Raw genomic sequence first — 20,293 nt, 5'->3', positions numbered from 1 at the left:
GACCTGTGAGGCCGCGTTCCGCCCCGGTGCACCCGTTCGGGTGAACTCCCCCGCGTTCACAGACGCTTGACCCCCTTGATGCGGCCGACGCGGACGTTGCGGGTGCGGGCCCTGGCCTTGAGGGCGCCGAGGCCGCTGCGCTGGCCGCCGATGCGCATCCCGGTGCCGGAGGAGATCCAGCCCGAGGAGATGTCGCCCGCCTTGCCGCCGGAGTTGGCCTCCGTGAGCGGGTCGTTGTCGGCACGGCGGGCCAGGGCCATGACGCCGGGGACCACGAACGGGGCGAGCAGCAGGTCGTACAGGGCGGCCGTGATCAGCAGGCTGGTCATGCCGACGTGCCGGGCGGCGGTGTCGCCGACGAGGGCGCCGACGCCCGCGTACAGCAGGGTGGAGCCGATGGCGGCGGCGACCACGACGAGCATCGGGCCGGTCGCGGACTTCAGGCGGCCGTTCTCCGGCTTGATGAGGCCGGCGAAGTAGCCGACGACGCACAGCACCAGGGCGTAGCGGCCGGCCGCGTGGTCGGCGGGCGGGGCGAGGTCGGCGAGGAGTCCGGCGCCGAAGCCGACGAGGGCGCCGCCCACATGGCCGTACACCATGGCGAGGCCGAGGACGGTGAGCAGCATGAGGTCGGGGACGGCGCCCGGCAGGTGCAGGCGGGCGAGGACGCTCACCTGGATCACCAGGGCGACGACGACCAGGGCGGAGGAGAGCAGGATCCTGTTGACGCGCATGGGGGATTCAGCTCCTACTGCTGCTGGCCGGTGGTGTCGGTGCCGTTCGCGCTCGCGTCGGCGGACGGGGTGACCGTGACGGTCACCGTCGGGGTCGGGGTCGGCTTGGGCTTGGCCGGGAGCACCTCGTCGCGCGGGTCCTTCTTCGGTGCCTCGACGACCACGCCGACGATGTCGAGCTTGGTGAAGGACACGAACGGCGTGACGTACAGGGTGCGGGTGAGGCCGCCGTTGGACGGGTCGACGCTGGAGACCGTGCCGACCGGGACACCGGGCACGAACGGCTTGTCGCCCTGGGAGCCGAAGGTGACGAGCCGGTCGCCCTTCTTCACCTCGGCCTTGCTGTCGAGGAGTTCGACGCGCAGCGGGCGGTCGCCCTGGCCGGAGGCGAAGCCGAGTTCGTCGCTGCCCTCCATGCGGGTGCCGACGGTGAAGTCGGGGTCGTTGGCGAGCAGCACGGTGGAGGCGTCCGGGCCGACCGTGGTCACGCGGCCGACCAGGCCGTTGCCGTTGAGGACGGTCATGTCCCGCTTGATGCCGTCGTTGTAGCCGACGTCGATGGTGACGGTCCAGGAGAAGCCCTGCGCCGACCCTATGGCGATGACCTGGGCGCCCTTGATGCCGTACTGGCCCTCGGCGGCGACGTTGAGCATCTTCTCTAGCTGGCTCAGGCGGCTGCGGTTGCGGTCGTCGCTGCCGAGCTTCGCCTTGAGGGTCGCGTTCTGCTTCTCCAGCCGGGCCAGCCGGTCGTGCCGTTCGCCGGAGTCACGGACGGCGGAGACGGCGTTTCCGACCGGGTCCACCACCGTCGACATGCCGTTCTCGATCGGGCCGAAGACCGCGGCCGCGGCCTGCCGGGCGCCGTCTACCGGGGAGTTCCTGCCACCTCGGATGTCCACCGTGATCAGCGCGAACGCGATGGCGATCAGCAGCACCAGGAGCAGCCGGCTCTCTTTCGTGTCCCTCACGTGCGGCGGCCGTGCCTTCCTCAATAGGAACTTGCGGGAGCGTGTTCTGAAAGCTTGTGGAGCGTGGGGGGCTTGTCGTGGAGCGTGGGGGTGGGGGGTGGGGCGGAGCTCGTTTTGTGTGAGCTTATGCCTCCATATCAACGATCCGCCGCACGAGAGGGGGTCATCTCGTACGGCGGAATCGAAGAGTTACGTCATCTGCGCGGCTGGGCGTCCAGGACCTGCTGGAGCGCCTCGAACTCCTCGACGCACTTGCCGGAGCCGAGCGCCACGCTGTCCAGCGGGTCCTCGGCGATGTGGATCGGCATGCCGGTCTCCCGGCGCAGCCGCTCGTCCAGACCGCGCAGCAGGGCTCCGCCGCCGGTCAGAACGATTCCCCTGTCCATGATGTCGCCGGACAGCTCCGGCGGGCACTTGTCGAGTGTGGTCTTGACGGCGTCGACGATGGCGTTGACGGGTTCCTCGATCGCCTTGCGTACCTCGGCGGCCGAGATGACCACGGTCTTGGGCAGGCCGGACACCAGGTCGCGGCCGCGGATCTCGGTGTGCTCGTCGGAGTCGAGTTCGTACGCCGAACCGATCGTGATCTTGATCTGCTCGGCCGTCCGCTCACCGAGGAGGAGGCTGTACTCCTTCTTGATGTGCTGGATGATCGCGTTGTCCAGTTCGTCGCCCGCGACACGGATGGACTGGGCGGTGACGATGCCGCCGAGCGAGATGACCGCGACCTCCGTGGTGCCGCCGCCGATGTCCACCACCATGTTGCCCGTGGCCTCGTGGACCGGCAGGCCGGAGCCGATGGCGGCGGCCATGGGCTCCTCGATGATGTGCACCTGGCGGGCACCGGCCTGCGAGGACGCCTCGATGACGGCACGGCGCTCGACACCCGTGATACCGGAGGGCACACACACGACGACACGCGGACGGGCCAGATACCGCCGCTTGTGGATCTTCAGGATGAAGTAGCGGAGCATCCGCTCGGTGATCTCGAAGTCGGCGATCACGCCGTCCTTCAGCGGGCGTACGGCGACGATGTTGCCGGGCGTGCGCCCGATCATCTTCTTCGCCTCCGCACCGACCGCCAGAATTCCACCGGTGTTCGTATTGATCGCGACAACGGACGGCTCGTTGAGTACGATCCCGCGACCCCTGACGTACACCAGCGTGTTGGCGGTCCCGAGGTCGACAGCCATGTCACGGCCAATGAACGACATTGAGTTCCCCATCAGGATTCGTCTGGCCTTCCCGGGAGCTTTTGAGGGCATTTCAGGTCGGCGAAGTACGTGCTGTGACGTGAAGGCTTCCATCGTAGACGCGCCTGCACGAACACTGCGCGAGGGTCTTCGCCATTGTCAGCACGTGCCGGGCCGCGTCGCTTGTGGAGACGGGCCGACGGGGGCACTCGTTCCCCCGATCGGCACGCATATGCCGAGGGACGGCCGAAATCGATCGGCCGTCCCAGGTCATGCAGCTCAATGGGCTGACGCCTCGTCAAAAACTTCCACGAAAACTCCGTACGGACCCGTCGCGGGACCCGGAAGGCCTAGGGCCTGTCTGACAATTCCCGTCGTCGCCCGGAGGGCGGCCTCGCGGCGTCAGGTGCGTGCTCTCGGCGTGCCGGGCGTAGGCCCTCGTACTGGACGTACTCGGGTCTGCGCCCGGTGCGGCGAGAGTGCGTGCATGGCGTCGCGAGGCAGACGGGAATTGACAGACAGACCCTAGGGCCTGTCGTTTGGATCATTCCGGCGTCGCGGGGCGGGGCACGCACTCCCCCACCGCCTTAAAGGCGTGGGGCCCCCAGCGGCGTTGTCGTCGGTTGTCGACGTCCCCCAGCCTTCGGCCGGGAGGTGCCCCCACCGCGTCGCCCGCCGCGGCAGCGGCTGATCGTCTACGCCTCCTCCGCCTTGCAGCTGCACGCACCACGCCCCGCTCGGGTCGGCCGACAAGGCACCGTGAGCCAGGGCGGCCTGACCCGAACGACAGGCTTTAGGCGCGGCCCGGGAAGAAGATCTTGACCTCGCGCTCGGCGGACTCCTCCGAGTCGGACGCGTGGATCAGGTTCTCGCGGACGATCACACCGAAGTCACCGCGGATGGAGCCGGGCGCTGCGGCGATCGGGTCGGTGGGGCCGGCCAGCGCGCGGATGCCCTCGATGACGCGCTCGCCCTCGACGATCAGGGCGACGGACGGGCCGGAGGCCATGAACTCGACCAGCGGCTCGTAGAACGGCTTGCCGACGTGCTCGGCGTAGTGCTGCTCCAGCGTGGCACGCTCCAGGGTGCGCAGCTCCAGCGCGGTGATCTGCCAGCCGGCCTTGCGCTCGATACGGCTGATGATCTCGCCGGTCAGGCCCCGACGGACGGCGTCGGGCTTGAGCAGGACGAGGGTGCGCTGGGTCACGGGAGGACTCCTTCAGGTACTGGCAGGTGCGGTGGGGAGAGGCTACAGGGCCGGTCTGAGCGTCGGTTACGCAGTGTGCGGGTGCGCTGGTGCGGGCCGCCGCTTTCGGGGGCTGCCGCCCCCGGACCCCCGCTTCGGCCTGAACGGCCTCGTCCTCAGACGCCGGACGGGCTGGAGAGTGGGGGTGCGGACCGGTGCTCGTCCTCACACACCGGACGGGCTGTCCTGCGTGCTCTGCGCCGCGAAGCGGGCCTTGGCCTCGTCGATCTTCTTTCCGTAGTGCACGGACGCCCACCACAGGCCCGCGAAGAGCGCGCCCAGGAAGTACATCGTCGGGACGAAGATCCCGGACGCGACCAGGGCGATCTGCAGGGCCCAGCCGAGGGCCACGCCGCCGGGGCGGGTGATCACCCCGCACAGGGCCACGCACAGGACCATCGCGATGCCGCTGACCAGCCACACCGTGGAGGCGGACAGGTCGGCGTCCTTCATGGCGACCAGGGCGGCGAAGCCGATGACGAAGAACTCGCCGATCAGCGTGGAGGAACAGAGCGTACGCATGGTCAGCCCCTCCCGAGGAGCAGTCGGGCCTCGCCCACGGTGATGACGGAGCCGGTGATCAGCACCCCGCCGCCGGCGAACTCGCCCTCCTCCTCGGCCAGTGTGATCGCGGCCTCCAGGGCGTCGGGCAGCCGCGGCTCGACCTGGACGCGGTCCTCGCCGAACACCTCGACGGCGATCGCGGCCAGCTCGTCGGCGTCCATCGCGCGGTGGCTGGAGTTCTGGGTGATCACGACCTCGGCGAAGATCGGCTCGAAGGCCTCCAGGAGGCCCCGGACGTTCTTGTCGCCGCTGGCCCCGACCACGCCGATCAGCCGGCTGAAGTCGAAGGCCTCGCCGACGGCCTCGGCGGTGGCGCGGGCCCCGGCGGGGTTGTGGGCGGCGTCGAGGACGACGGTGGGAGAGCGCCGTACGACTTCCAGGCGGCCCGGGGACGAGACCGCCGCGAAGGCCTTGCGGACCGTGTCGATGTCCAGGGACTCGGGGCGCTGCGAGCCGACCCCGAAGAACGCCTCCACCGCGGCGAGCGCGACGGCCGCGTTGTGGGCCTGGTAGGGGCCGTGCAGGGGGAGGTAGACCTCGTCGTACTCGCCGCCGAGGCCGCGCAGGGTGAGCAGCTGGCCGCCGACGGCGACCTGGCGGGCGACGACGCCGAACTCAAGGCCCTCGCGGGCGACGGTGGCGTCGACCTCGACGGCCTTCTTGAGGAGTACCTGCGCCGCGTCGACCGGCTGCTGGGCCAGGATGACCGTCGCGTCCTGCTTGATGATGCCGGACTTCTCGCCGGCGATCTGCGCGGTGGTCTCCCCGAGCCGGTCGGTGTGGTCGAGGTCGATGGGGGTGACGACGGCGACGTCGCCGTCGATGACGTTGGTGGCGTCCCAGCTGCCGCCCATGCCGACCTCGACGACGGCGACGTCGACCGGGGCGTCCGCGAAGGCCGCGTAGGCCATGCCGGTGAGCACCTCGAAGAAGGAGAGCCGGTACTCCTGCCGGGAGTCGACCATCTCGACGTAGGGCTTGATGTCCTGGTACGTCTCGATGAACCGCTCGGCGGAGATCGGGGCGCCGTCGAGGCTGATGCGCTCGGTGATCGACTGCACGTGGGGGCTGGTGTAGCGGCCGGTGCGCAGGTCGAAGGCGCCGAGCAGGGCCTCGATCATGCGGGCGGTGGAGGTCTTGCCGTTGGTGCCGGTGATGTGGATCGAGGGGTACGACCGCTGGGGATCGCCCAGCACGTCCATGAGGGCGGCGATCCTGGTGACCGACGGCTCCAGCTTGGTCTCGCCCCAGCGGGTGGCGAGCTCCGCCTCCACCTCGCGCAGGGCCCGGTCGACCTCGGGGTCCTCGGGGCGGCCCGGGACGTCGCCCTGCTGCGGGCCGCCCTGGGTACGGAGGGTCCGGCTGCCGGCCTCGATCACCGCGAGATCGGGATCGCGGTCCGTCTCGGCCTCGACGATCTCGTCGAAGTTGTCGTCGAAGCTCTCATGGGGGTCGTGCGGAGGCAGATCACTCACGGCACCAGTCTACGGAGCCCGGCGGGCGCGTGGACGCGCCGGCCGCCGGGAGCGCCTGCTCGCACCAGATCGTCTTGCCGGCGGAGGTCTGCCGGGTCCCCCACCGCCGGGTGAGCTGGGCCACCAGCAGCAGGCCCCGGCCGCCCTCGTCGAAGACCCGGGCCCGCCGCAGGTGCGGGGCGGTGCTGCTGCCGTCGGAGACCTCGCAGATCAGCATGGTGGTGTCGCGGATGAGCCGCAGCTGGATCGGGGAGCCGCCGTAGCGGATGGCGTTCGTGACGAGTTCGCTGACCACCAGTTCGGTGGTGAACGACAGTTCGTCCAGCTTCCAGGCGTCGAGCTGGCCGGTGGTCAGGGTCCGGGCCGTGGCGACGTGCTCGGGGTCCGCGGGGACCTCCCAGGCGGCCACCTGGTCGCAGGGCAGGGCGCGGGTGCGGGCGAGCAGCAGGGTGACGTCGTCGGTGGGTTCGCAGGTGCGCAGCGCGGTCACCACCCGGTCGCAGGACTCCTGCAGCGACTCCCCCTCCCCGGGCGCCGCCAGCGCGCCGCGGAGCCGTTCGAGGCCGTGGCCCAGGTCGAGGTTGCGGGAGTGCACCAGGCCGTTGCTGAACAGCGCGAGGGTGGTGCCCGCGGTGAGGTCCAGGTCGGTGGTCTCGAACGGCAGCCCGCCGAGCCCGAGCGGCGGGCCGGCCTGGCCGGGGGCCTGCTCCACCGTCCCCTGGGGAGTGATCACGAAGGGCAGCGGATGGCCCGCGCTGGCGAGGGAGCAGTGCCGCGAGATCGGGTCGTAGACGGCGTACAGGCAGGTCGAACCCACCTCACCGGCCTGTTCCCCGGCGCCGTCGTCGAGGTGCAGGACCAGGTCGTCCAGGTGGGTGAGGAGTTCGTCGGGGGGCAGGTCGACGTCCGCGAGGGTGCGGACCGCCGTGCGCAGCCGGCCCATGGTGGCGGAGGCCTGGATGCCGTGGCCGACGACGTCGCCGACGACCAGGGCCACCCGGGTGCCCGACAGCGGGATCACGTCGAGCCAGTCGCCGCCGACTCCGGCCCGGGTGCCGGTGGGGAGGTAGCGGTAGGCGAAGTCGACGCTCGGGCAGTCGGGCATGACGTGCGGCAGCAGGCTGCGCTGCAGCCCCAGCGCGGTCTCGCGCTCCCGGGTGTAGCGCCGTGCGTTGTCGATGGCGGTCGCGGCCCTCGCAACGAGTTCCTCCGCGTCGGACAGGTCGTCCTTCTCGAACGGCGGTGAGTCCCGGGTGCGCCAGAAGACGATCACCCCCATCAGGACGCCCTGTGCCGACAACGGCGCGGTGATCAGCGAGCGCATGCCGTAGTCGAGGAGCCGGTCCGTGCGCGGCGCGTCGGGAAACCTCGAACTACGGGTGACCCGCAGATCGGCTATGAGGGCCGCCCCGGAGTCGGTGTGCCGACGTGCCCCGGGCGGCGGGTCCACGGCGATCAGGGCACCGGCCGGGTCCAGCGGGGAGTCGTCGCGGACGCCGCCCCGGGCCACGCGCCGCAGGGCGGTCTCGGCGGCCGTCGGCTCCCCGCCCCGCAGCACGGACTCCTCCAGGTCGACGGTGACGAAGTCGGCGAAGCGGGGGACGGACACCCGCACCAGCTCGTCGGCGGTCCGCCCCACGTCGAGGGTGTTGCCGACAGCGGTACCGGCGTCGTAGAGCAGCCTCAGCCGCCGGTGGCTCTTCTCCAGCGAGCCGGCCATGGTGTTGAACGCCGTCTCCAGCTGGCCGATCTCCCGGCGCCCGGAGCGCGGCACCCGTGCGCCCAGGTCTCCGGCGGCGAGCCGGGTCGCGAAGCGGGCCATCCTGCGCACCGGCCAGACGATCACCCGGGTCACATAGGCGCCGTAGGCGACGATCAGGAGGACGGCCACGCCGACGCCGACGGACGCGGCGATCGTCAGCGTGCGCATCCGGCCCTCCAGCGCGTTCTCACGCTGGTTGATCGAGACGCGCTCGGCCTTGAGGTAGCGGGAGAACTGGTCCCGGAGCGCGTCGAGCCGCTGCTTGCCCTCCATCGTCCGCGCCGTGCTGCTCGCGTCGGGATCGCCGCGCCGGGCCTCGGTCACGAGCGGGACCGAGTAGTCGTCGACGAAGGACTGGCCGGCCCGCTGGATCCGCCCGGCGAGCTGCCGCTGGGCGGGGGACGTGCTGACGTCCACGAGCCGCTGTGCCTGCGCGGGGAACGCGGCCCGGGCGGCCCGCCAGGGCTTGAGGAACTCGTCCTGCCGGGTGATGACGTAGCTGCGCTGGCCGCCCTCCATGTCGAGGACGATCCCCTGGACCACCCCGATCTGCTCCAGGGCCGGCCGGCCGCTGCGGGCGGAGAGCAGGGAGTGCCGCGCGTCCTGGACCGCCAGCGCCAGTACCAGGAAGACGAGGCCGATCAGCACGGCGAGCAGGCCGCCCGCGACAGCCGTCAGGGGGACCAGCCCCCGGTGCGGAGGTTTCCTCGTCCGGCCCCAGCGCTGCATGTGGGCGTTCCCTCCGCCACCAAGCCAAAACGGAACATTAAGGTCATGTTCCTACTTTTGGATTGTAGGGCGGGACCCTGAACGCAGGCGTCCGGCAGCCCCGTGGGACGGGACTGCCGGACGCCTGCGGGGACGCTTCGGCTACGCCTGCGGAAGGCGGTCCAGCTGGGCCTGGATGCGTGCGATGTCCTCGTCGGCCTTGGCGAGCCGGGTGCGGATCTTGTCCACCACGTTGTCCGGGGCCTTCGCCAGGAACGCCTCGTTGCCCAGCTTGCCCGTCGCCTGGGCCTTCTCCTTCTCGGCGGCCGCGAGGTCCTTGGCGAGGCGCTTGCGCTCCGCCGCCACGTCGATGGTGCCGGAGAGGTCGAGGGCGACCGTGGCGCCGGCGACCGGGAGGGTGGCCGTCGCCGCGAAGGCGTCGCCCTCCGGCTGGAGGCGCAGCAGCTGGCGGATGGCCGCCTCGTGCGGGGCGAGCGCCGTGCCGTCCAGGGTGAGGCGGGCCGGGACCCGCTGGCCGGGCTGCAGGCCCTGGTCGGCGCGGAAGCGGCGGACCTCGGTGATGACGGACTGGAGGGTCTCGATCTCCCGCTCCGCCGCCTCGTCCCGGAAGCCGCCCGGTGCGTCAGCACCAGGAACCAGCACAGTGGCCGGCCAGTCGGCGATGACGACCGACTCGCCGCCGGTCAGCGTCGTCCACAGGGTGTCCGTGACGAACGGGACGACCGGGTGGAGCAGCTTCAGGGTGACGTCGAGGACCTCGCCCAGGACGCGCTGGGAGACCTCGGCGCCGCGGCCGCCCGCCTGGAAGGTGGTCTTGGACAGCTCGACGTACCAGTCGAAGACCTCGTCCCACGCGAAGTGGTAGAGGGCGTCGGAGAGCTTCGCGAACTGGAAGTCGTCGTAGAACGCGTCGACTTCGGCGACCGTCTTGTTGAGGCGGGAGAGGATCCAGCGGTCCGTCGCCGACATCTCGGCCGGGTCCGGGAGCGGGCCCTCGACGGTCGCGCCGTTCATCAGTGCGAAGCGGGTCGCGTTCCAGATCTTGTTGGCGAAGTTCCGGGACGCCTGGACCCAGTCCTCGCCGATCGGCACGTCGGTACCGGGGTTGGCGCCGCGGGCCAGGGTGAAGCGGACGGCGTCGGAGCCGTACTTGTCCATCCAGTCCAGCGGGTCGACGACGTTGCCGAAGGACTTCGACATCTTCTTGCCGCGCTCGTCGCGGACCAGACCGGTCAGCGCGATGGTGCGGAAGGGGACCTCGCCGTCCATGGCGTACAGACCGAACATCATCATCCGGGCGACCCAGAAGAAGATGATGTCGTGGCCGGTCAGGAGGACGTCGGTCGGGTAGAACTTCCGCAGGTCAGCGGTCTGTTCGGGCCAGCCGAGGGTGGAGAACGGCCACAGGCCGGAGGAGAACCAGGTGTCGAGGACGTCGGTGTCCTGCTTCCAGCCCTCCGCCTCGGTGCCGGGCGGCTCCTCGTCGGGGCCGACGCAGACGACCTGGCCCTCGGGGCCGTACCAGACCGGGATGCGGTGGCCCCACCACAGCTGGCGCGAGATGCACCAGTCGTGCATGTTGTCGACCCAGTCGAAGTACCGCTTCGACATGTCCTCGGGGTGGATCTTCACCCGGCCGTCGCGGACCGCGTCACCTGCGGCCTTCGCCAGCGGGCCGACCTTGACCCACCACTGCATGGACAGCCGCGGCTCGATGGTGGTCTTGCAGCGCGAGCAGTGGCCGACGCTGTGGACGTACGGCCGCTTCTCGGCGACGATCCGGCCCTGCGAGCGCAGCGCCGCGACGATGGCGGAGCGGGCCTCGAAGCGGTCGAGGCCCTCGAAGGGACCGTGGACCGTGATGACGGCCCGCTCGTCCATGACGGTGATGGACTCCAGGCCGTGGCGCTGGCCGATCGCGAAGTCGTTCGGGTCGTGGGCCGGGGTGACCTTGACGGCACCCGTGCCGAACTCGGGGTCGACGTGCGTGTCCGCGACGACCGGGATGCTGCGGTCGGTGAGCGGCAGCTTGATCCGCTTGCCGATCAGGTGCCGGTACCGCTCGTCGTCGGGGTGGACGGCGACCGCGGTGTCGCCGAGCATCGTCTCCGCACGCGTGGTGGCGACGACCAGTGTCTCGTCGCCCTCGCCGTACTTGATGGAGACCAGCTCGCCGTCGTCCTCCTGGTACTCCACCTCGATGTCCGAGATGGCCGTCAGACAGCGCGGGCACCAGTTGATGATGCGCTCGGCGCGGTAGATCAGCTCGTCGTCGTAGAGCTTCTTGAAGATGGTCTGGACGGCCTTGGACAGGCCCTCGTCCATGGTGAAGCGCTCGCGGTCCCAGTCGACGCCGTCGCCGAGCCGGCGCATCTGGCCGAGGATCTTGCCGCCGTACTCCTCCTTCCACTGCCAGACGCGCTCGACGAACTCCTCGCGGCCGAGGTCGTGACGGGACTTGCCCTCCTCGGCGAGCTGCTGCTCGACCTTGTTCTGGGTGGCGATGCCGGCGTGGTCCATGCCGGGCAGCCACAGCGACTCGAAGCCCTGCATGCGCTTGCGGCGGGTCAGCGCGTCCATCAGCGTGTGCTGGAAGGCGTGGCCCAGGTGCAGGGAGCCGGTGACGTTGGGCGGGGGGATGACGATGGTGTACGCGGGCTTGTCGCTCTTGGCGTCGGCCGCGAAGTAACCGCGCTCTACCCAGCTCTCGTACAGCGGCCCCTCTACGTCGGCCGGCGCGTACTGGGTCGGCAGTTCGGTGCTGGGCGCTGTGGGCTGCTGCTGAGCGTTCTCGGTCACGGGGCTCAGTTTAGAGGTGTCTCAGGGCTGTCCCGAAACGCGTTTGTTCCGTAACGGTGGGCACCCCCGAGCCATGAGTCCCCTGTGACTGCGCCAGGATGTCAGGAACACATAAGCATCTGGAGGGGAACCCAGAGATGAGCTACAACCAGCCGGGCCCGTACGGAGGGCCGCCGCAGCAGCCGGGACCGTACGGGCAGCAGCCGGGACCGTACGGCCAGCCGCCGCAGGCGCCCCAGCCCGGCTACGGCTACCCGCAGCAGGCTCCTCCGGCACAGCCGGGGCCCTACGGGCAGCAGCCGCCGCAGCCGGGTTACGGCTACCCGCAGCAGGGCGTTCCCCCGCAGCCGAACCCGTACGGCCAGCAGCAGCCCTACGGCCAGCCCCCCTACGGCGTTCCGCAGCCGCCGGCTCCGGGGGGCGGGAAGAAGAAGACGGGGCTGGTCATCGGCGCGGTGGCGGTGGTCGCGGCCGTCGCGGTCGGCGCGTACTTCGTGCTCGCCGGGGGTGGCGGCGGGCTCAAGGACGACGGGCCGCACAAGCTGACCGCGCCCGCCTCCGTCCTGTCCGCCAAGTACAAGCGGGTGGGTGACTCCAGCGAGCAGAAGGCGAGTTCGAGCGACGCGGAGGACCTCGCCAAGTCCGGTGTCACCGACGCCACTTCGGTCACCGCGATCTACTCGACCGTCGACCTGGAGTCCCTGGACACCAGCGACCCGACGGACGTGGCGAAGGCGGAGACCGCCGAGAACGTGACCCTCTTCGGGGTGTACGGCTCGGTGAAGGACCCGCAGGCCGCACTGGACGCCACCTTCGCCAACATGAAGAAGGACGGCACCTCGGACGACAGTGTGCAGCTGGTCGGCGACGCCCAGTCCGTCTCGCCGGCCGGACTGGACGGCGCGGTGATGAAGTGCCAGCAGGCGAAGGGCAAGAACCAGCTCACCGGCAAGGCCCAGACGGCCTACCTGTGCATCTGGGCGGACTACAGCACCATCGGCATGGTGGAACCGACGGCGGCGGTGAAGACGTACAGCCTGGACGAGTCCGCGAAGATCGCGGCCGACGTACGGAGTGAAGTGCGCGTCGCCAAGTAGCCGCCGGCACACGCGAAAGCGCCGGGCTCCTCCGAAGAGGGCCCGGCGCTTCGGTGTTGCGGGGGTTACGCCGACTTCTGCTCGCCCGGGCCACGGCCGTTGCGTGCGTCGCGCGGGATGAGGGTCGGGTTGACGTTGGAGTGGACGACGTCGGCCGTGATGACGACGCGGGCCACGTCCTTGCGGGACGGGACCTCGTACATCACCGACATGAGGACCTCTTCCATGATGGCGCGCAGGCCGCGGGCGCCGGTCTGGCGGAGGATGGCCTGGTCGGCGATGGCCTCCAGGGCCTCGCGCTCGAAGTCCAGCTCCACGCCGTCGAGTTCGAACAGGCGCTGGTACTGCTTGACGAGCGCGTTGCGCGGCTCGATGAGGATCTGGAGCAGGGCCTCGCGGTCCAGGTTGTGGACCGAGGTGATGACCGGGAGGCGGCCGATGAACTCCGGGATCATGCCGAACTTCACCAGGTCCTCGGGCATGACGTCCTCGAACTGGTCCTTGGACTGCAGCTCCCGCTTGGAGCGGATCGTCGCGCCGAAGCCGATGCCCTTGGCGCCCGCCCGGGACTCGATGATCTTCTCCAGGCCGGCGAACGCACCGCCCACGATGAACAGCACGTTCGTCGTGTCGATCTGGATGAACTCCTGGTGCGGGTGCTTGCGGCCGCCCTGCGGCGGGACGGAGGCCGTGGTGCCTTCGAGGATCTTGAGAAGGGCCTGCTGCACACCCTCGCCGGAGACGTCTCGCGTGATCGAAGGATTTTCGCTCTTACGGGCTACCTTGTCGATCTCGTCGATGTAGATGATCCCGGTCTCGGCCTTCTTGACGTCGTAGTCGGCGGCCTGGATCAGCTTGAGGAGGATGTTCTCCACGTCCTCGCCCACGTAGCCGGCCTCCGTCAGCGCGGTGGCGTCGGCGATCGCGAACGGGACGTTGAGCATGCGGGCCAGGGTCTGTGCGAGGAGCGTCTTGCCGGAGCCCGTGGGGCCCAGCAGCAGGATGTTGGACTTCGCCAACTCGATGGCGTCGTCGCGGTTCTGGCCGCCGCCGTTCTCCCCTGCCTGGACCCGCTTGTAGTGGTTGTACACCGCGACCGAGAGGGCCTTCTTGGCGGGCTCCTGGCCCACCACATAGCCCTCCAGGAACTCGTAGATCTCGCGGGGCTTCGGGAGTTCCTCCCAGCGCACCTCGCTCGTCTCGGCGAGTTCCTCCTCGATGATCTCGTTGCAGAGATCGATGCACTCGTCGCAGATGTACACACCGGGCCCTGCGATGAGCTTCTTGACCTGCTTCTGGCTCTTGCCGCAGAACGAGCACTTGAGCAGATCGCCGCCGTCACCGATGCGTGCCACGGTGTGCTTCCCCTTCGCCTGGGAGACGCCTGGACTCTTTCGAATCCAGCGGCTCCTGGTGCTGCCTTATGTCGACGGTACCTTGCCGGGCCCCCCGTACGGGCCCCCCTTGGCACGGTTCACTTTGACGTGCACCTTGCCGTGCGCACGGTCAAACCGGGCCAAGGGCGGCAGAGACTACATCCTCTGTCGGTGGCCCCGTCAGCGGACTGACGAGTTGTTCATCTTCCGGGTGGAGATGATCTGGTCCACGATGCCGTACTCCAGCGCTTCCTCGGCCGTGAGGATCTTGTCGCGCTCGATGTCCTCGCGGACCTGCTCGATCGGCCGGTTGGAGTGCTTGGCCAGCATGTCCTCCAGCTGCTCGCGCATCCGCGTGAACTCGTTGGCGATGATCTCCAGGTCGGAGAGCTGGCCGCGGCCGGTGGAACCGGCCGGCTGGTGGATCAGCACACGGGAGTTCGGCAGCGCCATGCGCTTGCCGGGCGTGCCGGCGGCCAGCAGGATCGCGGCGGCGGAGGCCGCCTGGCCCATGCAGACCGTCTGGATGTCGGGCTTCACGAACTGCATCGTGTCGTAGATCGCCGTGAGGGCGGTCATGTCGCCGCCCGGGCTGTTGATGTAGATCGAGATGTCCCGGTCGGGGTCCATCGACTCCAGGCACAGCAGCTGCGCCATGACGTCGTTGGCGGAGGCGTCGTCGATCTGGACGCCGAGGAAGATCACGCGCTCCTCGAAGAGCTTCGCGTACGGGTCGTACTCGCGGATGCCCTGGGAGGTGCGCTCGACGAAGCGCGGGATGACGTAGCGGGCGTCGGGCCGGGGCCCGTCGTAGCGGGCGTCAGCAGCGCCGGGGATGTTGCTCATGAGGGTGTTCACCGTCCTGGTGGCGTTCGGGGGCTGGAGTCTCGGCGGAGCGTGGCGTGGCCGGGCTCAGGAGGCGCCGGTACCGCCGCCTCCCGGAACACCGGAGGCATGCGTGATGATCCCGTCAATGAGACCGTACTCCTTGGCCTCTTCCGGGGTGAACCAGCGGTCGCGGTCGCCGTCGCGGACGATCGTCTCGACGGACTGGCCGGAGTGCAGGGCGGTCAACTCGGACATGGTCTTCTTGGTGCGCAGCAGGTACTGGGCCTGGATCTTGATGTCCGAGACCGTACCGCCCAGGCCCGCGGAGCCCTGGTGCATCATGATGTCCGTGTGCGGCAGGGCGAAGCGCTTGCCGGCGGTGCCGCCGGTGAGCAGGAACTGGCCCATCGAGGCCGCCATGCCCATGGCGATGGTGACCACGTCGTTCGGAATGAACTGCATGGTGTCGTAGATCGCCATGCCGGCCGTCACCGAGCCGCCGGGGCTGTTGATGTAGAGGAAGATGTCCTTGTTGGGCTCCGCCGCGAGCAGCAGCAGCTGCGCGGTGATCTTGTTGGCGATGTCATCGTCCACCTGCTGACCCAGGAAGATGATCCGCTCGCCGAGCAGCCGGTTGTAGACCTGGTCGCCGAGGCCACCACCGAAGGAAGGCTCGCCGGCGGCGGAGGGCATCAGATTCGTCACGTATCCACCTGCTCGTCTTACGACGGCGCCGGGCCGTCTCACGTTTCCGTAGCCGGGGGCTTGGCTGCCCTCGTACTCATGGACCCTAACGCGATGGTCCCTTCGGGGAATCCCGGTAACAGGGCTGTTCGCCGGGGGCGTAGCCCGGTGCCTCCGGCGGAAGGGCCGCTGTCAACCCGCCGTGACCGTGGCGGTGGATGGGCGGGTGCAGCGCCGTCGTGGCTTGTCGCGCAGTTCCCCGCGCCCCCAGGCGGCGGCTGCGCCGCCTTCCGGGGCGCTTCCCCCGGCGTATGACAAAGGGGCCCCCGGGACAGGTCCCAGGAGCCCCTGTGCGCCGTTACGGGCGCCGTAGGGCTCAGCCCTCGGTCGTCTCCTCGGTGGGCTCGTCCGTGGCCTCGGCGGCGGCCTCAGGGGCCTCCGTCCCGGTCTCGTCCTCGTCCTCGTCGTCCAGGTCGACGATCTCGCCGTTGGTGTCCTTCACCGTGGCGGCCTCGACCACGACGGCCAGGGCCTTGCCGCGGGCGACCTCGCCGACCAGGAGCGGGACCTGGCCGCCCTCGACGACGGCCTGGGCGAACTGGTCGGGGGACATGCCGGAGGAGGCTGCGCGCCGCATGAGGTGCTCGGTGAGCTCCTCCTGGTTGACGTTCAGCTTCTCGACCTTGACCAGCTCGTCGAGGACGAACTGGGTCTTGATGCCCTTGACCGCGGCTTCCCTGGTCTCGGTCTCGAACTCCTCGGCGGTCTTGCCCTGGATCTCGAGGTACTTCTCCAGGTCGAGGCCCATCTGGCCGAGCTGGTGGTGCTCCAGGTTGTGCTTGCGGGTGTTGATCTCGTCCTCGAGCAGCTTCTCGGGGACCGGCACCTCGACGAGCTCCAGGAGCTTCTCCAGGACGCGCTCCTGGGCCTGGGTGGCCTGGTCGTACGTCTTCATGTTGGCGAGGCGCTTGCGGCTGTCGGCCTTGAGCTCGTCCAGGGTGTCGAACTCGGAGGCGAGCTGCGCGAACTCGTCGTCCAGCTCGGGGAGTTCGCGGGCGGCGACCTGGGTGACCTTGACGGTGACCTCGGCCTCGCGGCCGGCCGCGGAGCCGCCCTTGAGCTCGGAGGTGAAGGTGGCCTCGCCACCGGCCTCCAGGCCCTTCACGGCGTCGTCGATGCCGTCGAGGAGCTCACCGGAGCCGATGGTGTAGGAAACACCGCTCGCGATGCCGTCCTCCAGGACCTCGCCGTCGACCTTGGCCTCCAGGTCGATGGTGACGACGTCGCCGTCCTCGGCCGCGCGCTCCACCGGGGAGGTGGAGGCGAAGCGCTCGCGGAGCTGCTCGACCGACTTCTCGACGTCCTCGTCGCTGACCTCGACGGCGTCGACCTCGACCTCAATGCCCGAGTAGTCCGGGATCTCGAGGGCCGGGCGGACGTCGACCTCGGCGGTGAAGTTCAGCGTCTCGCCGTCCTTCAGCTCGGTGATGTCGACGTCGGGCTGGCCCAGCGGGTTCAGCTCGGCCTCGTTGACCGCTTCGGTGTAGAACTTCGGAAGCGCGTCGTTGACCGCCTCCTCCAGGACCGCACCGCGGCCGAACCGCTGGTCGATGACGCGGGCCGGGATCTTGCCCTTGCGGAAGCCCTTCACCGTGACCTGCTGGTTGATCTTCTTGTACGCCGCGTCGAGGCTGTCCTTGAGCTCCTCGAAGGGCACCTCGACAGTGAGCCGAACCCGGGTCGGGTTCAGGGTCTCCACGGCGCTCTTCACGGTTCGGTCTCCTTGTGGCTGACTTCTCGGGTTCTGCCGGTGCCAGAGGGGCCCGGCGGAGTTTCGTCGCCCGGCGGAGTTCGTAAGCCGCCGTGCGGGGGCCGGGACACGCGGGCGCGCAGCTTGCATAGTAACCGCAGCGGCTCAGCGCCCCAAAAGGCGATCAGGACGGACGCCGTCAGGTGATGGTCGGGGTGGCGGGATTTGAACCCACGGCCTTCCGCTCCCAAAGCGGACGCGCTACCAAGCTGCGCCACACCCCGTATCGGTGCGACACGTAGGGTACATGCCCGGGCCGCCTGCGTCGGCCGCTTTGTTCACCCGCATCGGCATGACATCCGCGCAGACCAACACGTTGGCCTACGCACCGGACGACCCGCTACGATGCCTTCAGTGCCGCGGTCAGCGACCTGCGGCGCGTGTTGTGCGGGCGTAGCTCAATGGTAGAGCCCTAGTCTTCCAAACTAGCTACGCGGGTTCGATTCCCGTCGCCCGCTCTTGACGGTTCAGGGCCAGGTCGGAGGATGTTTCCTCCGCCTGGCCCTGTTCGTTTTCGCGGGGTGCGTGGCGGGTGCCGGAGGCCCGCCGCGGAACGGGCGCGGATCCGACCGGATCCGACCCCGGGCGCGCCCGCCGCTCCACCCGGTCCTCCGCCCGCGAGATCACCCGATCCGGTGACGTCACGGGCCGTGGCGCCGGGGCGCGGTACTGGGTGTCACCGTCGGGGGCGCGGCGTACGCGGCCGTACTCAGAAGTTGATCGAATTTATGGTCTGGGCCAGCGAGTCGAGGAAGCGCTGGATGGAGGGGGCCATCCCGGTCGACGCGAGGAAGAAGCCGAAGAGGACGGCGACGATGGCAGGTCCCGCCTTGATGTTCCCCCCTCTCATCATCACCACAAGGATGATCGCCAACAGCAACACCACAGACAGTGAAATGGCCACAACTGATCACACCCTCGGTCGGTCCGCTCTCCGGCCCTGGGGTACGGCCCCGCACCCCCGGCAGATCCATCGTGCCACCAACCCGGCCGCACTATGCGGTTCGTGACACAACGTCGACAATGCACCGCGCGCCGACAACCGCCCGCACCGCATTTCGAGGGTCCACCCGCCCCTGGATCCAAGGCAATTGACGGACATGGTTTCGGTGTCCACACAACATGCGCGCAGCCAATTCGAATTATTGACACAGGCACGGCAAGGGAAGACCATCCGCGGGCGTTATGCACTAATTAGCAGGGATTAATGCGGACATCACGGGTGTAAGTGCCGCATGGAACTGCATAGGCGCAGCCATCGACTTCGGTAAATCAGGCACCCGTTCACAGGCCGTCTTCGGTGATTACCGGGATTCGCATCGGCGGTTTTACGAAATCCCACAGGCGACGCTAGGGTGCCTCAGATGTTTGACGCCGCCACGTCCCCCGGCCAGAACCGAACACCGCGTCCCCCGGCCCGGCCGCCGGCGGGCGCAGCGCGCGACGCGTTCTTCGACAACGCCAAGTACCTGGCCATCGCGCTCGTCGCGATGGGTCACTCGTGGGAGCCGCTGAAGGGCGACAGCCGCGTCCTGGAGGCGGTGTACTGCGTCGTGTACGCCTTCCACATGCCGGCGTTCATCATCGTCTCCGGCTACTTCTCCCGGAACTTCGACATGCGCCCGGACCGGCTGAAGCGGCTGGTCACCGGGGTCGTCGTGCCCTATGTCCTGTTCGAGACCGGCTACTCGCTCTTCGAGCGCTACGTGATCGGCTCCCCCGGCCAGGACATCAGCCTGCTCGACCCCTGGTACCTGACCTGGTTCCTGTGCGCGCTGTTCGTCTGGCGCCTGACCACGCCCCTGTGGAAGGCGGTCCGCCATCCCCTTCCGGTCGCCTTCGGCATCGCGATGCTGGCGTCCGTGTCCCCGAGCATCGGTGACGACCTCGACCTCCAGCGGGTCCTGCAGTTCCTGCCGTACTTCGTGCTCGGGCTGTGCCTGCGGCCCGAGCACTTCCGGCTGGTGCGCCGGTGGCCGGTGCGGATCGCCGCGGTGCCGGTGTTCGCCCTCGCGCTGGTGTTCTCCTGGTGGTCGGTGCCGCGGATGAACACCGCGTGGTTCTACCACCGGGACTCCGCGCAGGAGCTGGGTGCGCCGTGGTGGTGCGGACCGGTGATGGTGCTCGCGATGTTCGGCTGCTCGATCCTGCTGACCGCCGGGTTCTTCTCCTGGGTACCCGGCCGGCGGACGTGGTTCACGGCGCTGGGCGCGGGCACGCTGTACGGCTATCTCCTGCACGGCTTCGTCGTGAAGTACGGCGTCCACGCGGGCTGGTTCGCCCCGAAGTGGCTGCACGGGCCGCTCGGCGAGATCCTCGTCACCGTACTCGCGGGTGCGTGCGTGACGCTGCTGTGCACCCGGCCCGTGCGACGGGTGTTCCGGTTCGCCATGGAGCCGGGGATGGAGTGGGCGTTCCGGCGGGACGCGGCGGAACTGGCCCGGGAACGGGAACGGGAGCGGGAACGGGAGCGGGGGCCGCGGGGCCGGGAGATGGCCGACGCCTGACGCGGCCTACGCGGGGAGGCCGAGGAGGGCGCGCATCCGGGCGTACTTCTCGGTCAGCCGTTTCCGGGTGCCCTCGTCCAGTACGGCGAGACGGCCGGGGTCGGCGTTGTGCGCGAGGTCGGCTTCCTTGACGAGCAGGGCGCCGGGGGTGGCGAGGACGCGGTGGGCGTACGACTCGGGGGGCTCGCCGGGGTGCTTGGTGAGGGCGAGCACGATGGCCCTCGTGCGGGGGCTCACGGCGGCGGTCTCCAGCCACTCCTCGGTGAGGGCGTGGTCCTCGACGGAGTCGTGCAGCCAGGCGGCGGCGATCTGGTCCGGGTCGCCGCCGCGGGCACGGACGCCGTGGGCGACGGCGGCGAGGTGCTCGGCGTAGGGGCGGCCCGCCTTGTCGGTCTGCGCCGCGTGGGCGGCCCTGGCCAGCTTCTCGACTTCGGGGAGGGTGAGGAGGGGGGTCGGGGTCGGGGTCACGGTGCGAGTATGTCGTGGCCGGGGCGGGGGGTGTCACTTACCGGCGCTGGCAG

The 20,293-nt window shown here is 69.6% G+C and carries 16 protein-coding genes and 2 tRNA genes; 3 read left to right on the top strand and 15 right to left on the bottom strand.

What is annotated here, in order from left to right:
* Window positions 1-56: 56 nt before the first annotated feature.
* From mreD to SSP29_RS48975, 8 genes are all read right to left on the bottom strand, one after another.
* On the bottom strand, window positions 57-734 hold the full coding sequence (gene mreD, locus SSP29_RS49010; RefSeq protein WP_089107508.1) for a rod shape-determining protein MreD: 678 nt from the start codon (window positions 732-734) through the stop codon (window positions 57-59).
* A 14-nt stretch (window positions 735-748) separates the two neighbouring features.
* Window positions 749-1,702 carry a rod shape-determining protein MreC gene (gene mreC, locus SSP29_RS49005; protein WP_089107507.1) on the bottom strand — a complete coding sequence of 318 codons (954 nt, stop codon included), beginning with the start codon at window positions 1,700-1,702 and terminating at the stop codon, window positions 749-751.
* A 194-nt stretch (window positions 1,703-1,896) separates the two neighbouring features.
* Window positions 1,897-2,916, bottom strand: a complete 1,020-nt coding sequence (locus SSP29_RS49000) for a rod shape-determining protein (RefSeq protein WP_046734341.1) — start codon at window positions 2,914-2,916, stop codon at window positions 1,897-1,899.
* 772 nt (window positions 2,917-3,688) lie between these two features.
* The gene (gene ndk / locus SSP29_RS48995) at window positions 3,689-4,102 is read right to left on the bottom strand and encodes a nucleoside-diphosphate kinase (protein ID WP_089107506.1); all 414 of its coding nucleotides are present in this window, start codon (window positions 4,100-4,102) and stop codon (window positions 3,689-3,691) included.
* A gap of 204 nt (window positions 4,103-4,306) precedes the next feature.
* Window positions 4,307-4,663, bottom strand: a complete 357-nt coding sequence (locus tag SSP29_RS48990) for a DUF4233 domain-containing protein (RefSeq protein WP_089107505.1) — start codon at window positions 4,661-4,663, stop codon at window positions 4,307-4,309.
* 2 nt (window positions 4,664-4,665) lie between these two features.
* Window positions 4,666-6,180, bottom strand: a complete 1,515-nt coding sequence (gene folC / locus SSP29_RS48985) for a bifunctional tetrahydrofolate synthase/dihydrofolate synthase (RefSeq protein ID WP_089107504.1) — start codon at window positions 6,178-6,180, stop codon at window positions 4,666-4,668.
* Entirely contained in the window at window positions 6,173-8,671 is a 2,499-nt protein-coding gene (locus tag SSP29_RS61060) for a SpoIIE family protein phosphatase (protein ID WP_089107503.1), read from the bottom strand. The genes folC and SSP29_RS61060 overlap by 8 nt, the downstream gene beginning before the upstream one ends.
* A 141-nt stretch (window positions 8,672-8,812) precedes the next feature.
* Entirely contained in the window at window positions 8,813-11,470 is a 2,658-nt protein-coding gene (locus SSP29_RS48975) for a valine--tRNA ligase (RefSeq protein WP_089107502.1), read from the bottom strand.
* A 137-nt stretch (window positions 11,471-11,607) separates the two neighbouring features.
* On the opposite strand from SSP29_RS48975, the gene SSP29_RS48970 reads away from it, so the two are divergent.
* On the top strand, window positions 11,608-12,567 hold the full coding sequence (locus SSP29_RS48970; RefSeq protein WP_089107501.1) for a hypothetical protein: 960 nt from the start codon (window positions 11,608-11,610) through the stop codon (window positions 12,565-12,567).
* Window positions 12,568-12,632: 65 nt separating this feature from the next.
* On the opposite strand, the gene clpX is transcribed toward SSP29_RS48970, so the two are convergent.
* The 5 genes from clpX to SSP29_RS48945 all read right to left on the bottom strand — a co-directional run bounded on the left by clpX (window position 12,633) and on the right by SSP29_RS48945 (window position 17,489).
* The gene (gene clpX, locus SSP29_RS48965; RefSeq protein WP_089107500.1) at window positions 12,633-13,922 is read right to left on the bottom strand and encodes an ATP-dependent Clp protease ATP-binding subunit ClpX; all 1,290 of its coding nucleotides are present in this window, start codon (window positions 13,920-13,922) and stop codon (window positions 12,633-12,635) included.
* 201 nt (window positions 13,923-14,123) lie between these two features.
* Entirely contained in the window at window positions 14,124-14,789 is a 666-nt protein-coding gene (locus SSP29_RS48960; protein ID WP_089107499.1) for an ATP-dependent Clp protease proteolytic subunit, read from the bottom strand.
* Between the two features lie 66 nt (window positions 14,790-14,855).
* A complete protein-coding gene (locus SSP29_RS48955; RefSeq protein ID WP_089107498.1) occupies window positions 14,856-15,464 on the bottom strand; it encodes an ATP-dependent Clp protease proteolytic subunit in 609 nt (202 codons plus the stop codon).
* A 367-nt stretch (window positions 15,465-15,831) separates the two neighbouring features.
* Window positions 15,832-17,226, bottom strand: a complete 1,395-nt coding sequence (tig, locus tag SSP29_RS48950; protein WP_089107497.1) for a trigger factor — start codon at window positions 17,224-17,226, stop codon at window positions 15,832-15,834.
* A 186-nt stretch (window positions 17,227-17,412) separates the two neighbouring features.
* Window positions 17,413-17,489 (bottom strand) — tRNA-Pro (locus SSP29_RS48945).
* 163 nt (window positions 17,490-17,652) lie between these two features.
* Here SSP29_RS48945 and SSP29_RS48940 point away from each other — a divergent pair.
* Window positions 17,653-17,723: transfer RNA gene (locus SSP29_RS48940), tRNA-Gly, on the top strand.
* Between the two features lie 251 nt (window positions 17,724-17,974).
* Here SSP29_RS48940 and SSP29_RS58030 read toward each other — a convergent pair.
* Window positions 17,975-18,169, bottom strand: a complete 195-nt coding sequence (locus tag SSP29_RS58030; RefSeq protein WP_089107496.1) for a hypothetical protein — start codon at window positions 18,167-18,169, stop codon at window positions 17,975-17,977.
* A 460-nt stretch (window positions 18,170-18,629) separates the two neighbouring features.
* On the opposite strand from SSP29_RS58030, the gene SSP29_RS48930 reads away from it, so the two are divergent.
* Entirely contained in the window at window positions 18,630-19,772 is a 1,143-nt protein-coding gene (locus SSP29_RS48930; RefSeq protein ID WP_089107495.1) for an acyltransferase family protein, read from the top strand.
* Window positions 19,773-19,778: 6 nt separating this feature from the next.
* Here the strand turns inward: SSP29_RS48930 and SSP29_RS48925 are convergent, their stop codons facing one another.
* Window positions 19,779-20,240 (bottom strand): HD domain-containing protein, encoded by a 462-nt coding sequence (locus SSP29_RS48925; protein WP_089107494.1) that lies wholly within the window; start codon window positions 20,238-20,240, stop codon window positions 19,779-19,781.
* Window positions 20,241-20,293 lie beyond the last annotated feature (53 nt).

This window comes from Streptomyces hyaluromycini (assembly GCF_002217755.1).
GTDB lineage: Bacteria > Actinomycetota > Actinomycetes > Streptomycetales > Streptomycetaceae > Streptomyces > Streptomyces hyaluromycini.
This window is presented reverse-complemented; position numbering and strand designations above follow the sequence as displayed.